The organism is Paenibacillus humicola (assembly GCF_028826105.1).
Taxonomy (GTDB): Bacteria; Bacillota; Bacilli; order Paenibacillales; family Paenibacillaceae; genus Paenibacillus_Z; species Paenibacillus_Z humicola.
The window spans coordinates 4,893,112-4,911,876 of the sequence record NZ_JAQGPL010000001.1 but is presented as its reverse complement, the minus strand read 5'-3'; the positions used below and the strand labels follow the sequence as shown (position 1 = coordinate 4,911,876).

The following is an 18,765-nucleotide window of genomic DNA, read 5'->3' as shown; positions in this document are numbered from 1 at the left end:
AGCCGTTTCTTTGCTGCCGTACACCAAGGCGGATTGCTTGCATATGTAATCACTAGACCCTTTGAAGAAAGGAACTGAAGTCTCATGACAGGTAAATTGAAGGTTGGCATCGTAGGAGGAACGGGCATGGTCGGCCAGCGTCTCGTTCAGCTGCTGGAAGGGCATCCCTGGTTTGAAGTGACGGCGATCGCGGCAAGCGCCGCTTCGGCGGGCAAAACCTACGAAGAATCCGTGCAGGGCCGCTGGAAGCTGTCCGGCCCGATTCCCGAGCAGGTGAAACCGATCGTCGTTCAGGACGCATCGAACGTTGAAGAGACTGCGGCAGGGGTCGATTTTATATTCTGCGCGGTCGATATGAACAAGAAAGACATTCAAGCGCTGGAAGAGGCTTATGCCAAAACGGGTACGCCCGTCGTCTCCAACAATTCGGCGCACCGCTGGACGCCCGACGTCCCGATGGTCATTCCGGAAATCAACCCGGGTCATATCGAAGTGATTGCCGCGCAGCGGAAGCGGCTTGGCACGGGCACCGGATTTATTGCCGTCAAGCCGAACTGTTCGATTCAGAGCTATGTGCCGCCTCTTCACGCGCTGCTTGATTTCAAGCCGGTCAACGTGGTCGCGACAACCTATCAGGCGATTTCCGGGGCCGGCAAAACGTTTGCCGATTGGCCCGACATGATCGACAATGTCATTCCGTATATCGGAGGCGAGGAAGAGAAAAGCGAGCAGGAGCCGCTGCGCATATGGGGCCGCGTCGAAGGAGGCGAAATCGTGAAGGCAAACGCGCCGCTTATTACGACGCAGTGCATTCGCGTTCCGGTAACGGACGGTCACCTGGCCGCGGTATTCGTCTCGTTCGAGAACAAGCCTTCGAAAGAAGAAATGATCGCGCGCTGGCGGGAATATAAAGGACGGCCGCAAGAGCTTGGCCTGCCGAGCGCTCCGGGGCAGTTCATCACCTATTTCGAAGAAGAGAACCGGCCGCAGACGAAGCTGGACCGCGAGCTTGAGCGCGGCATGGGCGTGTCGGCAGGACGGCTGCGCGAGGACTCGATTTACGATTATAAATTCGTCGGTCTGTCGCACAACACGCTGCGCGGCGCGGCGGGCGGCGCCGTACTGATCGCCGAGCTGCTGAAAGCGGAAGGATATATTCAGGCGAAATAATACGAGGACTCGTTGACCTCCAAGCTGCAGAAACGCTTGCTCTTGGCGGTTCCGCCGGTCAGGAGCAGAAGCGCTCGCTCTTGGAGGCTTGACGCCCGGTCAGGAGCCCGGACATGCATTGCCGTCGAAGCTCATGCTCTTGGTAGCTTGTCGCCCGGTCTGGTCCCCCTGCGCGCATAGCCATCGAAGCGAATGGCCCTTGGCGGCACATCAGGCGCCTGTACGCGCAAGGTCCGTTTCCGCAAATTCCGCCCGCAGGAGCGAAATAAACGTATCGATGGACGTGCACATAAACAGCCCTTTCGGATAGACGACGCCGATCGGCTCCTCGGGGACCGGTTCGACGATCGGAATGATGCGGACGTCGTCGTCGCGGACCGTTTCGACGTACGATTTCGGCAGAACGGCCGCGCCGATGCCGAATTTTGCCGCTTGCAGCATCGTATCGAGCGTAGACAGCTCCAGGATAGGCGTCACGGCGAAGCCGGCTTCCTCGCAGCACTTGTCAAACATCTGCCGGACGTAATAGTTCCGCTGCATCAGCGTGACCGGCACATGCTGCAGCCGCCGCAGCGGCACCGATGGTTCGCCGGCCAGTTCATGCTCCCGGGAGACGGCAAGCTGCAGCTGCTCCCGGTAAAGCGGGAAGCTCTCCAGCTGCTCGTCCTCGATAGGCAGAAACACGATGCCGAGATCGATTTTATGATGAAGCAGCAGGTCGATCGTCCGCTCGGTCGCGAGCTGCGTGACCGACAGCTCGACATCCGGGTACAGCGCGTGGAACGAGCGGATCGCCGGCAGCAGCAGATGGTTGCCGGAGCAGCCGATGCGCAGCCGGCCGCGCTTCATGCCGCGCAGCTCGTTGATGGCCGCCTGCGCTTGGGCCAGCTCGCCGAATACCTTCAGGCCGTGCTTGCGCAAAATGGTGCCGGCTTCGGACAAATAGATTTTTTTGCCGATCCGGTGAAACAGCGGCGCTTCAAGCCGCCGTTCGAGAAGCCGGATTTGCTGGCTCAGCGTCGGCTGGCTGATCCCCAGCTTTTCCGCGGCTCTCGTAAAATGCATTTCCTCGCAAACCGCCATAAAATATTCCAGCAGCCGGTTGTCCATGTCCGCTTCCTCCATCCATTAATCATAGCTATTATCTATGATACTAATGGATTTATGTCAATTGATCAATCGTTAGGAGCTTGCCTCCGCAAATAAAGAAAAGGATGCCCAGCCTAATGCTGGCAGCATCCTCTCAACAAAGCCATATAAGTTTGTCCCAGCGTATGAACTCGCTTGCTCCTGTACCAAGAGGCAGCATTAGTCTTCCGCGGTAATGACGACTTGATCGACGGCAACTCCGCCAATTGTAATGAGACCGCCGCCAAGCAGCACGAATCGCAGCCGGGCTTGTACGGCATCGGCCGGTTTAAGACCGGAGGTAATGACGTGATTTTCCCATTGCAGCGGAGTGAGCGCGCCGGCTTCGATCGTTTCCAGCGTTTCCTCCGATATGACCGAATAGCCGTCCGCTTCGCCTCTTTGCCAGCGGATACGGGTTTGGAATTGACCGTTTAATAAGCCTTCCACGCCGACGAGCGCTCTTACCGCATAGCTGAGGCGCAGGTTCACGGCATTCGCATCGACCGGGAACGCTTGGCTGAGGATCGCATTGGGAGCGGGAGTAAGAGGAGGGATCGCGACAAGAGGTCCCATTGCGGCAACGGAATCGCCTTCGAATGCATCGGCGTCTACCGAAGAAACGACGGGACCGCCCGTTTGCCAAGGGAGCAGGCCTCCTTCGAACGAAAAGTTTTGAACGAGATTGACAGCCATATTGATCACCTCCTTCTTGTTTAAGCTACACTATCTTATGACAAGCTATCTCTTTTTGCTCGATGAATTCACCTATTTTTATAGTATTTAACAGTATATGTTTATTGAAGCCGGGGCTCTTCAGAGTCCCTTCATGTTATAATTTCCGGACCCATTTGAGCAGCTGAAGTGCGCGTTGATCGTAGGTTTGCGAAGCTAGGACATAGCTTTGACCGCTGCGGGCAATCTTCTGCGCCTCATCCGGATGATATAAATAATAATCCAGTTTTTCGTATAAATCCTCCATCGAACTGTAGACGACGAGATGGACGCCGTCTTTAAACAATTTCGCTTGTTCCGGCGTATGATCCGTTAACAGCAGCGCGCCGCACCCCATGCCTTCAAAAATGCGCATATTAAACGATTTGATGCGATCGGCCGTCTGATTGAAAACAATTTTGGAGTCTCCGTAAAGCTGACCCAATTGATGAAGAAAACAACTGGACCGGAGCGATAACGTTTTATCGCCTCCAAACAAGGTTTCAATTAAACGGAGACTGATCTCGCGCTGCCGATACATGCTGCTTTTACCGCCTACAAAAGCGACGTCGACCTTCCGGTCGCGGTAGGGCTTGGTTGAATAATAAATATGCGGATCCACTCCAAACGGAAAAAACCGGACGGGAACGGGAAAATGAGAAGCCAGATGCAGCGAATGCGACATGAGCATAAGGTCCGGTTTATACCAGCTGCACATTTCTTGATTGGCGGCAAGGCGGTTTTCTCCGTGATGAATCCAGAATAGCTTCGGAATTTTCACCAGATGAATGTTTTTGACGCGCACTTTGGGACGGGAAGGGCTTTCGACAAATAAGACCGCGCAGTATCGGTTGGTATCGATATACGAAAAGTTGGCCAGGTCTTCGATCACATCGACATGCAGCCCGATCCTGCGCAGGGCGTCCTCCAGGAAACGGCCTGGCGTATAAGGGGTTTTTCCATAACACATCAGTATGGACCCTCGGCCCGAAGCAGTCATTTGAATTACTCCTTATTCAGGGAATGGAAAAATTTGTCCGTCAACCTGCCGTCATACCTTCTCAGTTCTTTATCCATGGAACGGATCAGGCTCGGACGATCCTTCTCGATTTCTCCGGTCAGCCGCACGATGTCTCCCAGTATCTTCGGCGAATCGGTCGGGATGACAAACGGCAGAGAGGCAATCGAAGCGCCGAAGTCGAATACTTTGAAACGATACCCCAAAGCAATGAACGGGACTCTCATCACGGCGGAAAAAATGCTCGCATGAAGCTTGAAATTGATCGTAAACCTGCACAGCTTCATGGCGGCCAAATGCTCGTAAGGCGAAAACGAATCGATCAGATGAACCTTGCCCGGCATATTGATTTTGTCCATAAGCCGCTCGGTCGAAGGGATATCCTTCGGCCAGACGACGATCATCAGAATCCGGTAACCTTTGTTAATCAAAAATTTCGCGGCAAGGGCCAGCTGATCCTCGACGTAAGCTTCGTTTTTTCCATAGATCTGGTTGTTGGCGGTGCCCCAATTGATTCCGACATAGGCTTGGTTACGGCTTAAGATCCGCTCTCCGGGAAACGTATCCGCGGCGTCCTCGGGCTTCAACAGAAATGCCGGATCCCCGCCGATACGCAATTTCACGGGGTCCGCGCCCAATTGACAGAGGAACGAGTGGCTGAGAGGACCGCGTACGGAAGCGAATTGCGCGCCGTTTAGAATGGCTGTGATTTTATCCTTCGTATCCTGCGAAATCAGGCTGGCTGGAATCGGTTTATTGCGAAGAAGACAGGTGAGACCGACTCTTCCGGCCAATTTGTCCAGCCCGGATCCCCATATCGATACGGGTTTGTTCTTCATCATCGCATTATATAAGAACGAGATATAAGACGGCGCGATCAGCGAGCCCCCGCCAAGCACGACGGAATCGAAGGGCGCAAGGTCCATCTTCTCATTCTGTATGGCAGCCGTGACAGTCGCGTTTTCGTTTAAGTACTGATTCGCATAACGCCGGAATAGTTCCCACATGACATCGTCGCCGGCATTTCGGTATCCGATCTCTCCTAAATATAAAATGTTGGTCAACCTGCCTACCTCCAATTTTGACTGCCGTTCCGCTCGTTCAGCCTATCGCCGGCCGACTACCACCCATCGTGAAAAGGACGCTGCAGCGGCTCCCTGTACATGGCCAAATTGCCTTTCAATTGGTGAAGATAGGAGTTTCGCTGCCTGTCGATCGCGTTCTTCCGTTTGATCAGCTGCCCGGACAGATCGGGCGAATCGGTCGATAGGACATATTGGGAGTGTTCAAGCGAGGCCGCGAAATCAAAGGTCTTGAACCGGTATCCGAGCGCCAGGTAAGGGACCTCGGCCGCGGCGGACATGACGTTTGCATGCAGCTTGAAGTTAACGGTAAACGCGCATCGCCGGATGATGCGCATGAGGTCGTGCTCCCGATAGGTCCGGGGAACGACGCGGACGTGCTCGGGGATTCCGATTTTCTCGAAAAGGCGAAGGCAGGACGGCCGGTCGGGCTCCCATACGGTATAGATGTAGATTTGATACCCCTTCAATACCCACTGGAGCGCGGCTTTTGCCAATTCGTCTTCTACGGCCTGCTCCCGCTCTCCATAGATCCGGTCGTAGGAGGTCCCCCAGTTGATGCCGATCACCTGCTCGCCGTCTGTCCACATCTCCGAATCGGACGGCGGATCGAGATGATCCGCCGTGAGCAGCAGGCCCGGATCCCCTGCCGTTTCGATTGTTGCCGGATTGACGCCAAGCTCCACCAGCAGCCGTTTGGTTAACGGTCCCCGGACACCGGCGAATACCGCGTGCTCAAACAGCAGCCTCAGCTTTTTTTTGTAGGCGGCGGAGAATGCCGCTTCGAGCGGAGAACCGGATTCGTTCAGCAGCGCATTCATGTCCGCCTTGCTTATCCAATCGGAGCCGCTTCCCCATATCGCAATGCGTTTGCCCTGCTTCAGCGCATGGTAAAGGACGTCCACATAACCGGGAATAAGCAGCGACCCGCCTCCCAGCACGACCGCATCGTATTCATCGACCGCCGTCAAATCGATACCCGGCATCGAAGGTACGATGCTGCGGCTCTGCAGATGCGCCAGCGAACGCGATGTATCTCGAAAAAGACGCCACATTAAATCGTCGCCGATATTACCGAAGCCGATCCAGCCGACATAGAATATAGGATTCATGCTTCCTCCTTGAGAAAAGGCATTACCCGTAGTACTCATGAGACCGCTGTTTGTCGTGGATCCGATAATAATAAAGGGGCAGGTTTAAATTATCGATTCGCTCGCCGGCCGCGATGAAATGGGCGATATGTTCGTAATCCTCCGCACCCGGCAATCTCCTGGTGAGCCCGCCCAGCCGATCGAAGAGCGAAGCGCGAAATAAAAGGGTGCCGTGGCATACGCAATGAAGGCCGTTATCGTAAGAGGCTTTGATGTTGTCCATGCCGTATTTGAGCCAGCATTCCCGTTCGGGCGAGTCGAAGCGGCCGTCGCGAAAATAGTGATAAGAAGTGCCGACCGCGCCCAGCTCCGGTCTTTGCAGCATCGCATTCACTTGGTGCTCGATGCGCTGCGCATGGGATAAATCGTCCGCATCCTGCGTGGCGATAAACTCTCCGCGGGCCAGATACATAGCGGTCGTCATCGCGCCGGAATACCCGCAGTTTCGCGGCAGCCTTAGAGCGACAAACCGGTTACGGATATCAAAGAAAGGATTTTTGCGGGGGGCCCCGGTTTTCCACTGCTCGATCGTTTCCCAGGTCGCGTCGGTTGACCCGTCATCCACCGCGATGATTTCGATATCTTCATACGTCTGCAGGATCAAACTGTCCAAGCATTCCTTTACATAAGCGCTGCAGTTATAACACGGCACCACGAAGCTGACACGGCCCGAAAGACGTTCACTGTTCATGCCATGACCCCCAGGCGCGCAAGAGTAGGATGATCATATTGCGACAAACATGCTTTCATTCGTCCAGGAGCGGCTGGGTTTTCATATAACGAGCGTATATACTGAGCAGCTCCGGAATTCTGTCCACCACGTCGTAACGCTCTTTGACGAATTTCCTTCCTACCCAGCCGAGGTCTTCCTTTTGGCGGGGGGACAACGATAAGACTTTACGGATATCCGTTTCAAAGGCGTCGACCGTACACGGGCTGCCGGGACCGTGATCGCAAAACCAGGTATCCCAGGCTTTGTCGTACTGCTGTTTATTATGCATGAATCCAAGGTATCCTTTGGCCCCGGCGACGATCGTCTGGCATTCGCAGGCAAGCGCTTCGAGAGCGGTGCGGCCGGTACCGATAAAACAATCGCTGGACGAATAATACGGGCGCAAATGGAGCACCTCGCCGGGCATAAGCACGAATTTGCCGTCCATTTCCTTATGAATGGCCGATACCCGCTCGCGGACTTGCGTATTTTGCCGCCCTCCGCCGATAATAACGAGCCGCAAGGCCGGATAATCGGTCATCACAAGCTGCCGGCAGGCTTCGATGACGGCGAGCGATATGTCCGCCTTCTCGAAGGATAGCCGCGCCGCATAGGTGACGATCGGTCCTTCCTCGGGCAGGCCTAACGAGGACCTGACGAAAGGCCGGGTTGCCCGGCTTAACGCAAATTCCTTCAGATCGATTCCGTTGGTCAGCAGTGTCGCCGGAATATTCCACTGCTGCAGCTTGGCGGCGGCGGAGCTGCTGATCGCGATGACTTCATCGCAGTCATCGAGCAGACGAATCAAATCGCCGTCGATCATCGTGAGATGGACCGTAAAGACGATGGGAATGTTCATTTCCTTTGCCGCCTGAACGGCAATTTTTCCGGACGGGAATTGATGCGCGTGCAGCAGTCCGATATTTTCCTCCCGGATAATCGCCTTTAAATGATCGATCAATTCCGATTCCGTCTGAGCGTTATACTCAAAGGTATCCGTTACAAAATCCATCGTATAAACGGGGCATCCCAATGCAACGAAGGAATCCAGCATGCGGCCGCTTTTGCCGGCGATCGCGACATGCACTCCGTTTTTCATTAATTCGCGCGCCAATCCGAGCGTATGTGTCTCCGTACCGCCCACATTGAACTGATCAATGACAAGAAGCACGCTGTATTCGTTGGACAGCAGCCGTTCATCGGGCGCCGGCAGCTTGACGATCATCGGCTTGCCCGACAATTGAATGTTATCCTGCACCTGAATCGTGTGATTGACCGTTTTTGTGGTCGTGACCCTTCGGGCCGGCCTGCTTTTTTGTTTCATACCATCACTCCCATGCTTAGAGTTATTTTGCCCGCGTTTCCTGCGGGATGCCATCCTATGCGTGACATGGGGGTCCATTTGTCGATACAGGTTTCGTTTCATCCCGTGACGTTCGAACACTGGTATCTATATACAATTAATTCGCCGAGCCTTATACACGACATGGACAAAGAACCACGCCGGAGCCCGTTTTAAGCGGTTTGAAGAATCATAGTTTTAATCTATGACCGTAATTGATATTTTCAAATTGATCAATTGTTCGTGTTCTTCTATAGTGGTAGAAAAGAACTGTCACTTGAAGGGACGGATGACCGATGAAGGAAACCATACGCGTGGTGAACGGCAAGGCGAAGGCGAAGCCGGATCCGAATGCGCTCGGGTTCGGCAGTTATTTTACCGATCACATGTTCATGATGGATTATTCGAACGAACAGGGCTGGCACGACCCGCGTATCGTGCCGTATGCGCCGCTGCAGCTGGACCCCGCGGCGATGGTCTTGCATTACGGCCAGGCCGTATTCGAGGGGCTGAAGGCTTACCGTGCGGAAGACGGACGCGTGCTGCTGTTCCGGCCCGGCCGCAATGCGGCACGTTTCAATCTGTCGAACGAACGGCTGACCATGCCGCAGATGGACGAATCCGATTTCATCGAAGCGGTGAAAGCGCTGGTGGCGGTCGACGCCGGCTGGGTCCCGGAGCTGCCCGGCGCATCGCTCTACATCCGCCCGTTCATCATCGCCACGGAAGCCGCGCTTGGCGTACGCCCCTCGTCCCGATATTTGTTCGTCATCATCCTGTCTCCGGTCGGCAGCTATTACGGGCAGGGCATGAAGCCGGTCGACATCTACGTCGAGGACCGGTACGTCCGGGCGGTCCGCGGCGGGCTCGGCGTCGCCAAAACGCCGGCCAACTATGCGTCGTCGCTGAAGGCGCAGGAGCTGGCGAAACGCGAGCATTACGATCAGGTGCTGTGGCTCGACGCGGTGGAGAGCCGGTACATTGAAGAGGTCGGCAGCATGAACGTGTTTTTCCGCATCAACGGCGAGTTTGTCACGCCGCTGCTGAGCGGCAGCATTTTGGACGGCGTCACCCGGAGTTCGATCATCGAGCTGATTAACGCCTGGGGGTACGAGGTCAGCGAACGGCGCATCGCGATTGACGAAGTATACCGCGCGCACGCGGAAGGGACGCTACAGGAGGTGTTCGGCACGGGAACGGCGGCCGTCGTGGCGCCGGTGGGCAGCCTGTGCTGGAACGGGGAACGCATCGAAATCGGCCGCGGCGAAGCCGGGGAAATGGCGGCCAGGCTGTACGAGACGCTGACCGGCATTCAGTACGGCCGGCTTCCGGACGAGTTCGGCTGGACCGTCACCTGCCTTGAATGATCGAACCAAGCGATAAAAAGAGGGATCCGCACGCATGGAGCGCGCGGGTCCCTCTTTTTTTAATGGGCGGATTAGTTTAATTCCAGGATTGCGGCATCGCGGCCTTCTACGGTTAAGGTGAAGCATTGTCCGGCCAAGGTTAGGTCCGAACGGCCCCGCAAAACGTTGGCATGGCGAGGGGCTGCGATTCGTTCGTCGACCGTGACGGTGACGGTTTGCTCGGACACGTTTTCATTCAGCACCCATAAGAAATATCGTCCTTCATGGGAAGAGAGTCTTGCGATCACGTTGGACTTGTTGACCTGAACCATAGGCTTTGAGCCGTTTAAATGAAGCAGGGAAGCGAACCACGCTTTTGTCTGCTCGTCCGGTCGCTTCTTATAACCATAGCCGATCATGGAACCGGCCAGTCTTGCTTTCCCTTTCCCATAAGCATGGTCGGTAACTGCAACTTCCCCGTCCTCGAACCAACCGGCGGCCGCAGCGCCCTGCAGCTCGTAGGATTGGCGAAGCAGCCCCCCGCTGATCAAAGCATCTCCCTCCGGCAGACGGGCCGTGATTTTCAGGTCGTTCCAGCGTTCGAGCCCGAAGGAGACGCGCTTCTCCCGGCAGCCGAACACGGCTTCCATCCCCCGGTTGGGCTGGGTTTCGATCGCGTGCGCCTGATCCGTGAAGTAGCCGAAGCCGGCCTCGCCGATCAAACTTCCGCCGCTTCGGGTCCATTCGATCAAGGCGGAGACGGTCGAATCCTTCAAGGCCACGGGGAACGGTACGTAAACGACCGCGTAATCATGGATCTGATCGAGCTTAATAATATCGCATTGAATGTTGGCATGCATGAAAGCTTCGTAAACGCCTTGCAGCGAAAGCGAGTAATATTGCGTACTTCCATATGCGGCATAACAGTGGGCTTGCGCCTCCTCCAGCAGCAGTACGGCAGCCTCGCCTTTGACCGGCTTTGATTTCCACAATCTCTCGTTTGCCGGTTGATGGGCCCACTTGGCAATGGAGCAAGCCATCTCGGAACGCTCCGTCCTGCTGCCGTCCATCCCGTACCAGCCGTATGCTCCGAACAAGGGGCCGTCCAGCAGCGGACGCCATCTTGGGTTGAGATATCCTCTGGCCCCGGCCATGAAGGAGATCATGCTGTCCAGCCGGATATTTTCCGGCTCGGCCATTTCATCCTTTTCCGGCGCAGGACCGGAATCGGCGCGACGCTGCTCCCACGTGGAATTGCCGATCGCCTCCGCCCTCCAAAATGGTTTGCCTTTGGAAGCGGACCGGATCATATCGCTGGCCAGCAGCGTATGGCAGCGGTTGGAATACCAGTACGTATAGCCGAACACATCGGCAATTTCGGCCGCGCGGTAATCGTCGCCGCACGCCGGCGCGATGTCGCTGAAGCTCTTCGCATTGCCGTGCGCGAGAATCGGATGCTCCGGATCGGCGCTGCGCAGGAGATCCGCCCGCCATTGCATCCACTGAAACGTGTTGTCGTTCTGAAAGGCGATGGCGTCCAATACATCGGGATAAGGTCCGATAGTCCGGGGGAGCTCAACGTCCTCCCACGTTGTGAAGCTGTAGCGGAACCAGGCTTTGCCGAGCGTCCGAAGATCCCCGTACTTGCGTTTCAGCCACTCGCGGAAGCGCGCTTGCGTAGCCGGGCAGTAACAGATCAGCTGCGGGTCGTATAGCGAGCATTCGTTCCAGATGTCATAGCCGTAAAGGGCCGGATGGCTGCGATACCTTAAAGCAAGCTCCCGCAAAAACCGGCCCGCCAGCTCCGCCACCTCCGGATTGTCGAGACACATGGCGTTATGACCGCCCGTAATGCAGCTTCCGTGCATCATGTTCGGCCGCTTGACGCCCTGAATCGTTTCGCGGCGGGCATGGGGATAACGGTGGTAGAGCCATTCCGGAACGTCGGTAATCATTTCCGCGATGACCGTATCGATGCCGTATTTTTGCGCGAGGTCCAGATGAATATCGTAGTCTTCCCAATCGAATTCGCCAGGGGCGACTTCAATCGCCCCCCAGGGAAACCAGTGCCGGAACATGTTGTGCCCATCCTCGACAGCAACGGTATAATCCCGCTCCCAGTCCCTCCGGGGAGGGTTCGTCTTGCGGAAATAAACGGCGCCGAAATGAATGGAGCTCTTGTATTCGGTACGCCGGTCTTCAGGCTGACTCGTCAATTGCTTCCAGCTCCTTTCCATTCGAGTTCATTACCTATTCCATATTAAAGGATAGGCCGGATGAATGATTTTGGAAATATTGGTTTGATCAGCTTGGATTTTTCACGGAAGCAGCTGGCGATGGGCCGAAAAAGTTTGTTTTCCTTTGCACTCGAATACCGATCCTTCCCCCATGTGGACATTCGATTCCGCTTTTACTATGCTGATGGTGAGGAATTTCATGCGTGGCGCTGCAATATGTATGCGCTATCAAGGAGAGTTGGCATGCAGCATCGCAATCATTTCATGCGAATCGGCGGTTTGTTTCGGACAAATTCGCTGACCTTGAAGTTGATCGCCACTTTGCTTGCGGTTATTACCGTGGCCGTGACCGTAACGGGCATCATCACTTACAACCAGGCCGTCCATTACGTCGAGCGGGAAAATGTTCAGTATGCCAGCAATGTCGCGCTGACCATCAGCAGCGAAATTGACGGCTACATGGACGAAATGGATCGGATCGGCAAGATTGTGCTGGGCAATGCCGAGGTGCAAAGAATCTTGTCCGACAGTCAATCGCCGTCCTATACGTCCATTCAAAAGCTGAAGGATTCCGAGTATATTACCAATCTGATCATAAGTTTCACCTCGGTCAGGGACAGCATGATGATCAACCTGTATAACGGCAGTCTCGAATCCTTTTACACCGGTCCGTCGCGATTTGCCAATTTCGACAGCGACCTGAAGGATCGCGCCTGGATTCGCGCTAATCTGAGCAGGATCAATTCGCGGGAAATCCATCTGGTGCCCCCGGACAAAATCGATCAAGGATTGCCGACCAGGCTGTTCGGCGTGATTCAATGCGTCAACCGGATCGATAATAACGCCACCTTCGGTTATATCACCATTATGTCCGATATTAATATTCTGCACAATATTATTAACGATGACGTGCTTTCCGCCGATAACGGCGTTCACATCGTCGTTCTCGATCAGGAGCGGACGGTGCTGCTCGATTCGAATAACCGGTTGACGGGAAAAAAATATACCGCCGAAAATCGCCCGTTTGTTACGCAGGTTTCGAATTTATCCGGTTGGACCACTGTCGTGGCGATACCCAATACGTTTAAGAACGCGTTGCTGAACGTGAAAGAGGTTCGTAATCATTTGCTGTGGATGTCTGCCCTGGTCATTGTCGGCTCATTGATCCTGGCCGCCCTCCTATCCGTCTATATGCTTCAGCCTATTCGCAGAATTATTAAATCGATGAGGCTTGTTCGCAACGGCAATTTTGATATTCAGCTGAACGAAGAGGGACTGGATCCCGAGATGAAGCAGCTGTACGGCGGCTTTAACGCCATGGTCTTTGAAATCAAGAAGTTAATCCGGAAAATATACGATGACGGGCTGCTGCTGAGGTCGGCTCAAATGGATGCTCTGCAGCTGCAAATCTCCCCCCATTTTTTGTACAATACGCTTCAAACGATGGAGGCGCTCGGAGAAGTGAGGGAAGTTCCTGAGGTTCAAATCATCGCCGAGTCCTTGGGCAAGCTGTTTCATTACAACATCAGAGGTAGCCATATTGTCAGGCTGGGGGATGAACTCGACCATGTCCGCACGTATTTTGACATTGAAAAAATCCGCTTTCGCGATAAGGTGGACTGCATCATCGACGTCGACGATAAGCTGAAGGAATACCGGATTCTGAAATTCATTCTGCAGCCGATCGTGGAAAATAGTATCCTACACGGCTTTAGAGGGTTGAAGCGCAAAGGGATTGTGACGATTCATGCCGAAGCGGATAACGGGGTGCTTACCATACGGGTCAGCGACAACGGGGCCGGCATTCGGTCTCCGATCCTTCGTTTCTTGCATAAACGATTGGAGGAATGCCGCGAAGGATCTTTTTCAGGCGCTGCCGGAGACTTGATCGGCATTTTCAACGTACAAAAACGATTGATTAATTATTATGGAGTCCGTTACGGTCTTTCGATCGAGAGCGGAGAACATGCCGGGACGACGGTTACGTTAACGCTGCCGCTTACTTACGATTGAATCTTTGAAACGAGGTGGAAATATGTATAAAGTGGTTGTCATCGACGACGAGGAGCTGTTAAGGCAGGGGCTGATCAGCAAGCTGCGGAAAAGCGGCTTTCCGATATCCCGGATCGCGGAGGCCGAGAACGCCGAGACGGGGCTGAAGGTCATCGCCGAGGTTAAGCCGCATATCGTGCTGTGCGATATACGAATGGAAGAAACGGACGGGCTTGAACTGATCCGCATGGCCAAACAGAAATTTCCGGGAATCAAAACCGTCATCATCAGCGGCTACAACGAATTTCAATATGCGGCGAAGGCGCTGAAATTAGGCGTCACCGATTATCTGCTTAAGCCGATCGACCGATCCGCACTCGCGCAATGTCTGCTTCGATGTTTTGAGTTGATTGATAAGGACCGGCAGGACGGGCTTCTAAAAAAGCAGCTGTCCTATATCGAACACACAGGCCTCGTCAAAAGCAAATTATCCCAAATCGACAGCCGGGATTGCGATCCGGACGAGATTTTTCAAGCCGGAGGGGAGCAGGCACAGTATCGGAGCGTCTATGTTTATATCGATCCCCGGACGAAGGGCTGGAACCCGAATGTGTTCGGCGAAGTGCTTTCCCGGTCCGGGCGCTGGGCGTTTCACGAAAATGTGGTCATTTTCGAAAATAAGCCCCGGGAATACGCCATTTTATTTTGCATTCCCGAACCGGACGAGGAAGGGGCGTCCAATCACGATATTGACCATTTTGTCACGGAATTGCAGCAGGAGCTGACTGGCCGTTCGATTTTTCAGTATACCCTCGGCATCAGCGAACGGCAGAGCGGATTTTCCGCCAGCTACCGGGAGGCCGTTTCGTGTATAAAGACCAGAGTGCTGCTCGAGGAAAATCAAATTGTACGTCCGTCCGACATCCTCCTATTTCCAAACGCTTACAAACTTCCTCCACAAAAGATCGCGATGCTGAAGCATTACACCGAAAACGGCGATTATCAAGGCGTTTCCGCACTGCTTGACGAAATATTGTGCGAAATCGGCCAGCTTCAGTCCTCATACCGTTCCGTGCAGACTTTGTATGCCCATCTCAAAATTATCGCGTCGGAGGAATTCGGCTTCGATCCGGAAGAGCGAATTCCGGAATGCCCGGGCGAAATCTATCGTTTCGATTCGCTGCGGGAAATGATGGATTGGGTGAAAGAGCTGTTTCTGACCATTATTAACGTTTCCCATCTTCGCGAGCATTCCAAGGCGGAAACGATTCACAGATTAAAGGAATACATCGATACTCATTATTCGGACGATATCAAGCTAGAGGAAATCGCGGAGCTGCAGCATTATAACCCGAGCTACTTAAGCCTGATGTTCAAAGAAGTCATTCAAATGAATTTCCAGGATTATTTGCTGCGGGTACGGATGAATAATGCCAAGGAAATGCTGGCTTCGGGAAAATATAAGATCAAAGAAATCGCCCGGATGAGCGGATTTAAGAACCCGCATTATTTCAGCACGGTATTCAAGAAAACCGAAGGCTTGACGCCGAAACAATTTGTAAGAGGCAGCCGTTAATATTTGCGCTGAACGTTGACGCGGGTAAAGGTCAACGTTTTTTTTCTGTGAAAATGAAACTTTTATACTTTCGCATCCGCTTCCGCGGCATCAAAACCTAATAAGGACGATGGTTTTTACATAACTTCACTTATCTATTTTTTAACAATGTTAGCCCTTACAATGGTGGAGACTTCAAAATGACGATTGGAAGGGAGATCCGGACGATGCGGAGAACATGCGTATTTCTGCCAGTGTTGTTCGTGTTACTCATCGGTTTGGCGGCCTGCTCGAATGGAAAGGAAGCGGTAAACGGCGGATCCGATCCGGGGCAGGCGGCCTCAGGCGCGGTAAAAACGTTAAAGCTGTTTACGAACTCGCCGGAAATGGTGGATACGTTAAACGCCTACACGAAGGAATTTGAACGGAAGATGCCGGGTTATACGGTCGAAGTGACCGCGATTCCGGGCGTTGAAGCCTATAATACGGCGATGACGGCAAAGCTGGCTGCAGGCGATCCTCCGGATATCTTCATTTATCAATGGGGAACGCAAATTCAGTTGTATGCCAAAGGCGGCCACTTGTTGGATTTGTCGGGAAAAGGGTTTGAAGACAAGCTGAAGCCGATCCATAAAAAATTAAACGTGTATCAGTGGAAAACGTACGCACTCCCGATTCAGCAGACGGTTTGGGGCATGTATTTCAATGCCGACCTGGCTAAAAAATACGGCGTGAACGAAATGCCGAAAACCTTCAGCGAGTTTCTCGCGGCATGCGAAACGCTGAAAAAAAACGGGCTGGAGACGCCTATCGTGATCCCGGCCAAAGACGCCAGCGGAGCGAATGCATTTAATTTCGGCTACCTGCATTTAGTGATTTCCGGACAAAATCCCGATTTCTACAAAGAAACGGTTGAAGGCACGAAGCATTGGAACGGCCCGGAAATGCGCGGCTTGTTCGACGCTTACGGGAAAGTGCTGAAATATGCCAACAAAGATTTGCTCGGGCTTGATCCGGACGGCGCAAGACGAAGATATGCCAATGAAGAGGCCGTGTTCTATATGGCGGGAACGCCCGATAGCGTCGCCATACGGCAGCTGAACCCGAATATCAATTTTATTATCGCGCCTTATCCGCTGCTGGAGAACGAGAGCGACTATAAGACGATAGCGGATTTCGATTCCGCGGTTTCGGTTTCGAGCAAAACGAAATATCCCGATGCCGCAGTCGCTTATCTGAATGAAATGTTCACGGTGGACAGCGGCAATTTGTTCGCGAAAAATTTAAATGAAATTTCCGCGGTGAAAGGAACCTCCGGCAATATTGACAAGAGTTTGGAGAACGAGGTGCCGCTGCTCGACAGCGGTAAATATGTCGGGTTTTCCGAGCGCGAGTGGATTCCCGGCATCAAAGATATTATGAAAAAGGCGACGCAGCAGTGGATGGCCGGCGAAGATGTCAACCAAGTGCTGGACACGATGGAGAAGGAGCATCAGCGTCTGCTTAACGCATCGCCCGATTTTAAAAAGGATTTCATGGATCTGCATGTCGAAACGCAATAGAAACTGGCGAGGGCGAGGTGGAATAGGAATGCGGCCGGGCCTAGGCGAAAGAAACGAAAGCTTTCAATATTTTATACTGACGATTCCGGCGGTCGTTCTGTTTGCCGTCTTTATGATTTACCCGGTGATTGGAGGCATTTTCTATAGTCTTACGGACTGGAACGGAATCGATATGCGTTTTCATTTTATCGGCTTATCGAACTACAAAACCTTTTTTCACGATTTTTACGTGCTGATCCCGCTGCGGAATTCGTTTGTGTTTGCTTTTTTGCTCACCATTTGCCAGAATATCGTTTCTCTGCTGATCGCGATTGCGCTTCATCGGCGGCTGAAAACGAAAAATCTGCTGCGGACGCTGCTGTTTCTTCCCGTCTTGTTAAGTCCGCTTATGGTCGGCTATCTGTGGAGCTATCTGTTTACGGATCCGATTGCCGAATTGGGAAAGGCGCTTCATCTTCAGACGATGGCTAACAATTACTTGGGCAGTGCCGCAGCTTCTCTTTACGCGGCGGTGTTTGTGAATGTTTGGCGCATGCTCGGCTGGACGATGGTCGTTTACATCGCGGCTCTGCAGGGTATACCGGGCGAGCTGTATGAAGCGGCGGAAATGGATGGAGCCGTGGGCTGGAGGAAATTTATTTATATCACCTCTCCGCTGATCATTCCGGCTTTCACCGTCAATCTGGTCATGACGATGGAAAGAGGCTTCAAAGAATTCGACCTGCTTTTTTCGCTTACGGGCGGAGGCCCGGGGAACGCCAGCGAAATTATGTCCCTCACGATTTATCGCGAAGCGTTCCAAAATTACCGGGCGGGGTACGGGGCAACCCTGGGCGTCATTCTATTTCTCATCATTGTGGCCATCACATTAATTCAGCTGAACATACTAAGAAGGATGGAAGACAATGCCATATAAAAAGATGAAATTCGCCATTTGGGAGATTTCGCTGATCGCCGTCACGGTGGTCTATTTGTTCCCTTTTTATATCATGGTCACCCAGGCTCTGAAGACGCCGCCGGAGACGCTCAAAAATCCGCTGCGCCTGCCGGCGACGCTGTATCTCGACAATATTAAAAGCGCATGGAAGCTCATGAATTTCGGAACGGTGCTGACGAATACTTTTCTGGTTACGCTGGTCAGCGTCGTCGGGATTGCCTTGATTTCCGGGATGTGCTCCTTCACTTTGGCGAAGAGAAGATCGAAGATGTACGGAATCATGTACTATGTTTTTGTTTGCGGACTGCTTATTCCCTTCTATATGACACTGAGTCCGCTGGTCAAGATGATGAAGGATTTGTTCCTGATGAACAGTCTGCTCGGGCTCTCGCTCGCGTATATCGGCAGAGGCATTCCGTTCGCGGTGTTTCTATACGTCGGGTTTATCCGTTCGATACCGCAGGAAATGGGCGATTCCGCCCTTATTGACGGGTGCTCACCGGGCAAAATGTACTGGTATATCTACTTTCCGATGGTCAAGCATATTACGGCCACTTCGATCATTTTGAACGCATTATGGGTATGGAACGATTTCCTGTTTCCGCTGCTTACGCTGCAGGATGCGGGAAAACGGACGATCACGCTGGCGCAGTACGCCTTTTACGGCATGTATAACACGCAGTGGAATTTGGCTTTCGCCTCCTATCTGCTCTCGATGCTCCCGCTGGTCGCCGCTTACTTTTTACTGCAGCGAAGCGTCGTCGAAGGCATTGCCGCCGGTGCAGTAAAGGGCTGATGCGGATTGCGATCCATCCGGAA

At 53.3% G+C, this 18,765-nt stretch carries 15 protein-coding genes; 7 read left to right on the top strand and 8 right to left on the bottom strand.

What is annotated here, in order from left to right; genetic code table 11:
- Nucleotides 1-84 precede the first annotated feature (84 nt).
- Complete coding sequence (asd, locus tag PD282_RS22565; RefSeq protein ID WP_274653382.1) at nucleotides 85-1,170, top strand: aspartate-semialdehyde dehydrogenase; 1,086 nt, start codon at nucleotides 85-87, stop codon at nucleotides 1,168-1,170.
- Nucleotides 1,171-1,380: 210 nt separating this feature from the next.
- Here asd and PD282_RS22560 read toward each other — a convergent pair whose 3' ends face one another.
- The 7 genes from PD282_RS22560 to PD282_RS22530 form a co-directional block, all read right to left on the bottom strand.
- On the bottom strand, nucleotides 1,381-2,280 hold the full coding sequence (locus PD282_RS22560) for a LysR family transcriptional regulator (protein ID WP_274653380.1): 900 nt from the start codon (nucleotides 2,278-2,280) through the stop codon (nucleotides 1,381-1,383).
- A 198-nt stretch (nucleotides 2,281-2,478) separates the two neighbouring features.
- Nucleotides 2,479-2,994 carry a hypothetical protein gene (locus PD282_RS22555; protein WP_274653378.1) on the bottom strand — a complete coding sequence of 172 codons (516 nt, stop codon included), beginning with the start codon at nucleotides 2,992-2,994 and terminating at the stop codon, nucleotides 2,479-2,481.
- Between the two features lie 136 nt (nucleotides 2,995-3,130).
- Nucleotides 3,131-4,012, bottom strand: a complete 882-nt coding sequence (locus PD282_RS22550; protein WP_274653375.1) for a CgeB family protein — start codon at nucleotides 4,010-4,012, stop codon at nucleotides 3,131-3,133.
- Between the two features lie 5 nt (nucleotides 4,013-4,017).
- Nucleotides 4,018-5,094, bottom strand: a complete 1,077-nt coding sequence (locus PD282_RS22545; RefSeq protein ID WP_274653373.1) for a polysaccharide pyruvyl transferase family protein — start codon at nucleotides 5,092-5,094, stop codon at nucleotides 4,018-4,020.
- Between the two features lie 56 nt (nucleotides 5,095-5,150).
- Nucleotides 5,151-6,224 carry a polysaccharide pyruvyl transferase family protein gene (locus PD282_RS22540; RefSeq protein WP_274653371.1) on the bottom strand — a complete coding sequence of 358 codons (1,074 nt, stop codon included), beginning with the start codon at nucleotides 6,222-6,224 and terminating at the stop codon, nucleotides 5,151-5,153.
- Nucleotides 6,225-6,246: 22 nt separating this feature from the next.
- Nucleotides 6,247-6,954: a glycosyltransferase family 2 protein gene (locus tag PD282_RS22535; RefSeq protein ID WP_274653369.1), complete on the bottom strand. Its 708-nt coding sequence runs from the start codon at nucleotides 6,952-6,954 to the stop codon at nucleotides 6,247-6,249.
- Nucleotides 6,955-7,009: 55 nt separating this feature from the next.
- Nucleotides 7,010-8,299, bottom strand: a complete 1,290-nt coding sequence (locus tag PD282_RS22530; RefSeq protein WP_274653367.1) for a glycosyltransferase — start codon at nucleotides 8,297-8,299, stop codon at nucleotides 7,010-7,012.
- Between the two features lie 314 nt (nucleotides 8,300-8,613).
- On the opposite strand from PD282_RS22530, the gene PD282_RS22525 reads away from it, so the two are divergent.
- Nucleotides 8,614-9,684, top strand: a complete 1,071-nt coding sequence (locus PD282_RS22525; RefSeq protein WP_274653365.1) for a branched-chain amino acid aminotransferase — start codon at nucleotides 8,614-8,616, stop codon at nucleotides 9,682-9,684.
- Nucleotides 9,685-9,755: 71 nt separating this feature from the next.
- On the opposite strand, the gene PD282_RS22520 is transcribed toward PD282_RS22525, so the two are convergent.
- Nucleotides 9,756-11,879, bottom strand: a complete 2,124-nt coding sequence (locus tag PD282_RS22520; RefSeq protein ID WP_274653363.1) for a beta-galactosidase — start codon at nucleotides 11,877-11,879, stop codon at nucleotides 9,756-9,758.
- 264 nt (nucleotides 11,880-12,143) lie between these two features.
- On the opposite strand from PD282_RS22520, the gene PD282_RS22515 reads away from it, so the two are divergent.
- The 5 genes from PD282_RS22515 (at nucleotide 12,144) to PD282_RS22495 (ending at nucleotide 18,742) form a co-directional block, all read left to right on the top strand.
- Entirely contained in the window at nucleotides 12,144-13,913 is a 1,770-nt protein-coding gene (locus PD282_RS22515) for a sensor histidine kinase (RefSeq protein WP_274653361.1), read from the top strand.
- Nucleotides 13,914-13,935: 22 nt separating this feature from the next.
- Complete coding sequence (locus tag PD282_RS22510; protein WP_274653359.1) at nucleotides 13,936-15,468, top strand: response regulator; 1,533 nt, start codon at nucleotides 13,936-13,938, stop codon at nucleotides 15,466-15,468.
- 206 nt (nucleotides 15,469-15,674) lie between these two features.
- Nucleotides 15,675-17,009, top strand: a complete 1,335-nt coding sequence (locus PD282_RS22505) for an ABC transporter substrate-binding protein (protein ID WP_274653356.1) — start codon at nucleotides 15,675-15,677, stop codon at nucleotides 17,007-17,009.
- A 28-nt stretch (nucleotides 17,010-17,037) separates the two neighbouring features.
- Entirely contained in the window at nucleotides 17,038-17,925 is an 888-nt protein-coding gene (locus PD282_RS22500; protein ID WP_274653354.1) for a carbohydrate ABC transporter permease, read from the top strand.
- Nucleotides 17,915-18,742 (top strand): carbohydrate ABC transporter permease, encoded by an 828-nt coding sequence (locus tag PD282_RS22495; protein WP_274653353.1) that lies wholly within the window; start codon nucleotides 17,915-17,917, stop codon nucleotides 18,740-18,742. Before PD282_RS22500 ends, PD282_RS22495 begins: the two co-directional genes overlap by 11 nt.
- The last annotated feature ends 23 nt before the right edge of the window (nucleotides 18,743-18,765 follow it).

Coding starts and splice junctions, on each gene's coding strand:
- asd (WP_274653382.1), top strand. CDS start 85: ATGACAGGTAAATTGAAGGTTGGCATCGTAGGAGGAACGGGCATGGTC.
- PD282_RS22560 (WP_274653380.1), bottom strand. CDS start 2,280: ATGGACAACCGGCTGCTGGAATATTTTATGGCGGTTTGCGAGGAAATG.
- PD282_RS22555 (WP_274653378.1), bottom strand. CDS start 2,994: ATGGCTGTCAATCTCGTTCAAAACTTTTCGTTCGAAGGAGGCCTGCTC.
- PD282_RS22550 (WP_274653375.1), bottom strand. CDS start 4,012: ATGACTGCTTCGGGCCGAGGGTCCATACTGATGTGTTATGGAAAAACC.
- PD282_RS22540 (WP_274653371.1), bottom strand. CDS start 6,224: ATGAATCCTATATTCTATGTCGGCTGGATCGGCTTCGGTAATATCGGC.
- PD282_RS22535 (WP_274653369.1), bottom strand. CDS start 6,954: ATGAACAGTGAACGTCTTTCGGGCCGTGTCAGCTTCGTGGTGCCGTGT.
- PD282_RS22530 (WP_274653367.1), bottom strand. CDS start 8,299: ATGAAACAAAAAAGCAGGCCGGCCCGAAGGGTCACGACCACAAAAACG.
- PD282_RS22525 (WP_274653365.1), top strand. CDS start 8,614: ATGAAGGAAACCATACGCGTGGTGAACGGCAAGGCGAAGGCGAAGCCG.
- PD282_RS22515 (WP_274653361.1), top strand. CDS start 12,144: ATGCAGCATCGCAATCATTTCATGCGAATCGGCGGTTTGTTTCGGACA.
- PD282_RS22510 (WP_274653359.1), top strand. CDS start 13,936: ATGTATAAAGTGGTTGTCATCGACGACGAGGAGCTGTTAAGGCAGGGG.
- PD282_RS22505 (WP_274653356.1), top strand. CDS start 15,675: ATGCGGAGAACATGCGTATTTCTGCCAGTGTTGTTCGTGTTACTCATC.
- PD282_RS22500 (WP_274653354.1), top strand. CDS start 17,038: ATGCGGCCGGGCCTAGGCGAAAGAAACGAAAGCTTTCAATATTTTATA.
- PD282_RS22495 (WP_274653353.1), top strand. CDS start 17,915: ATGCCATATAAAAAGATGAAATTCGCCATTTGGGAGATTTCGCTGATC.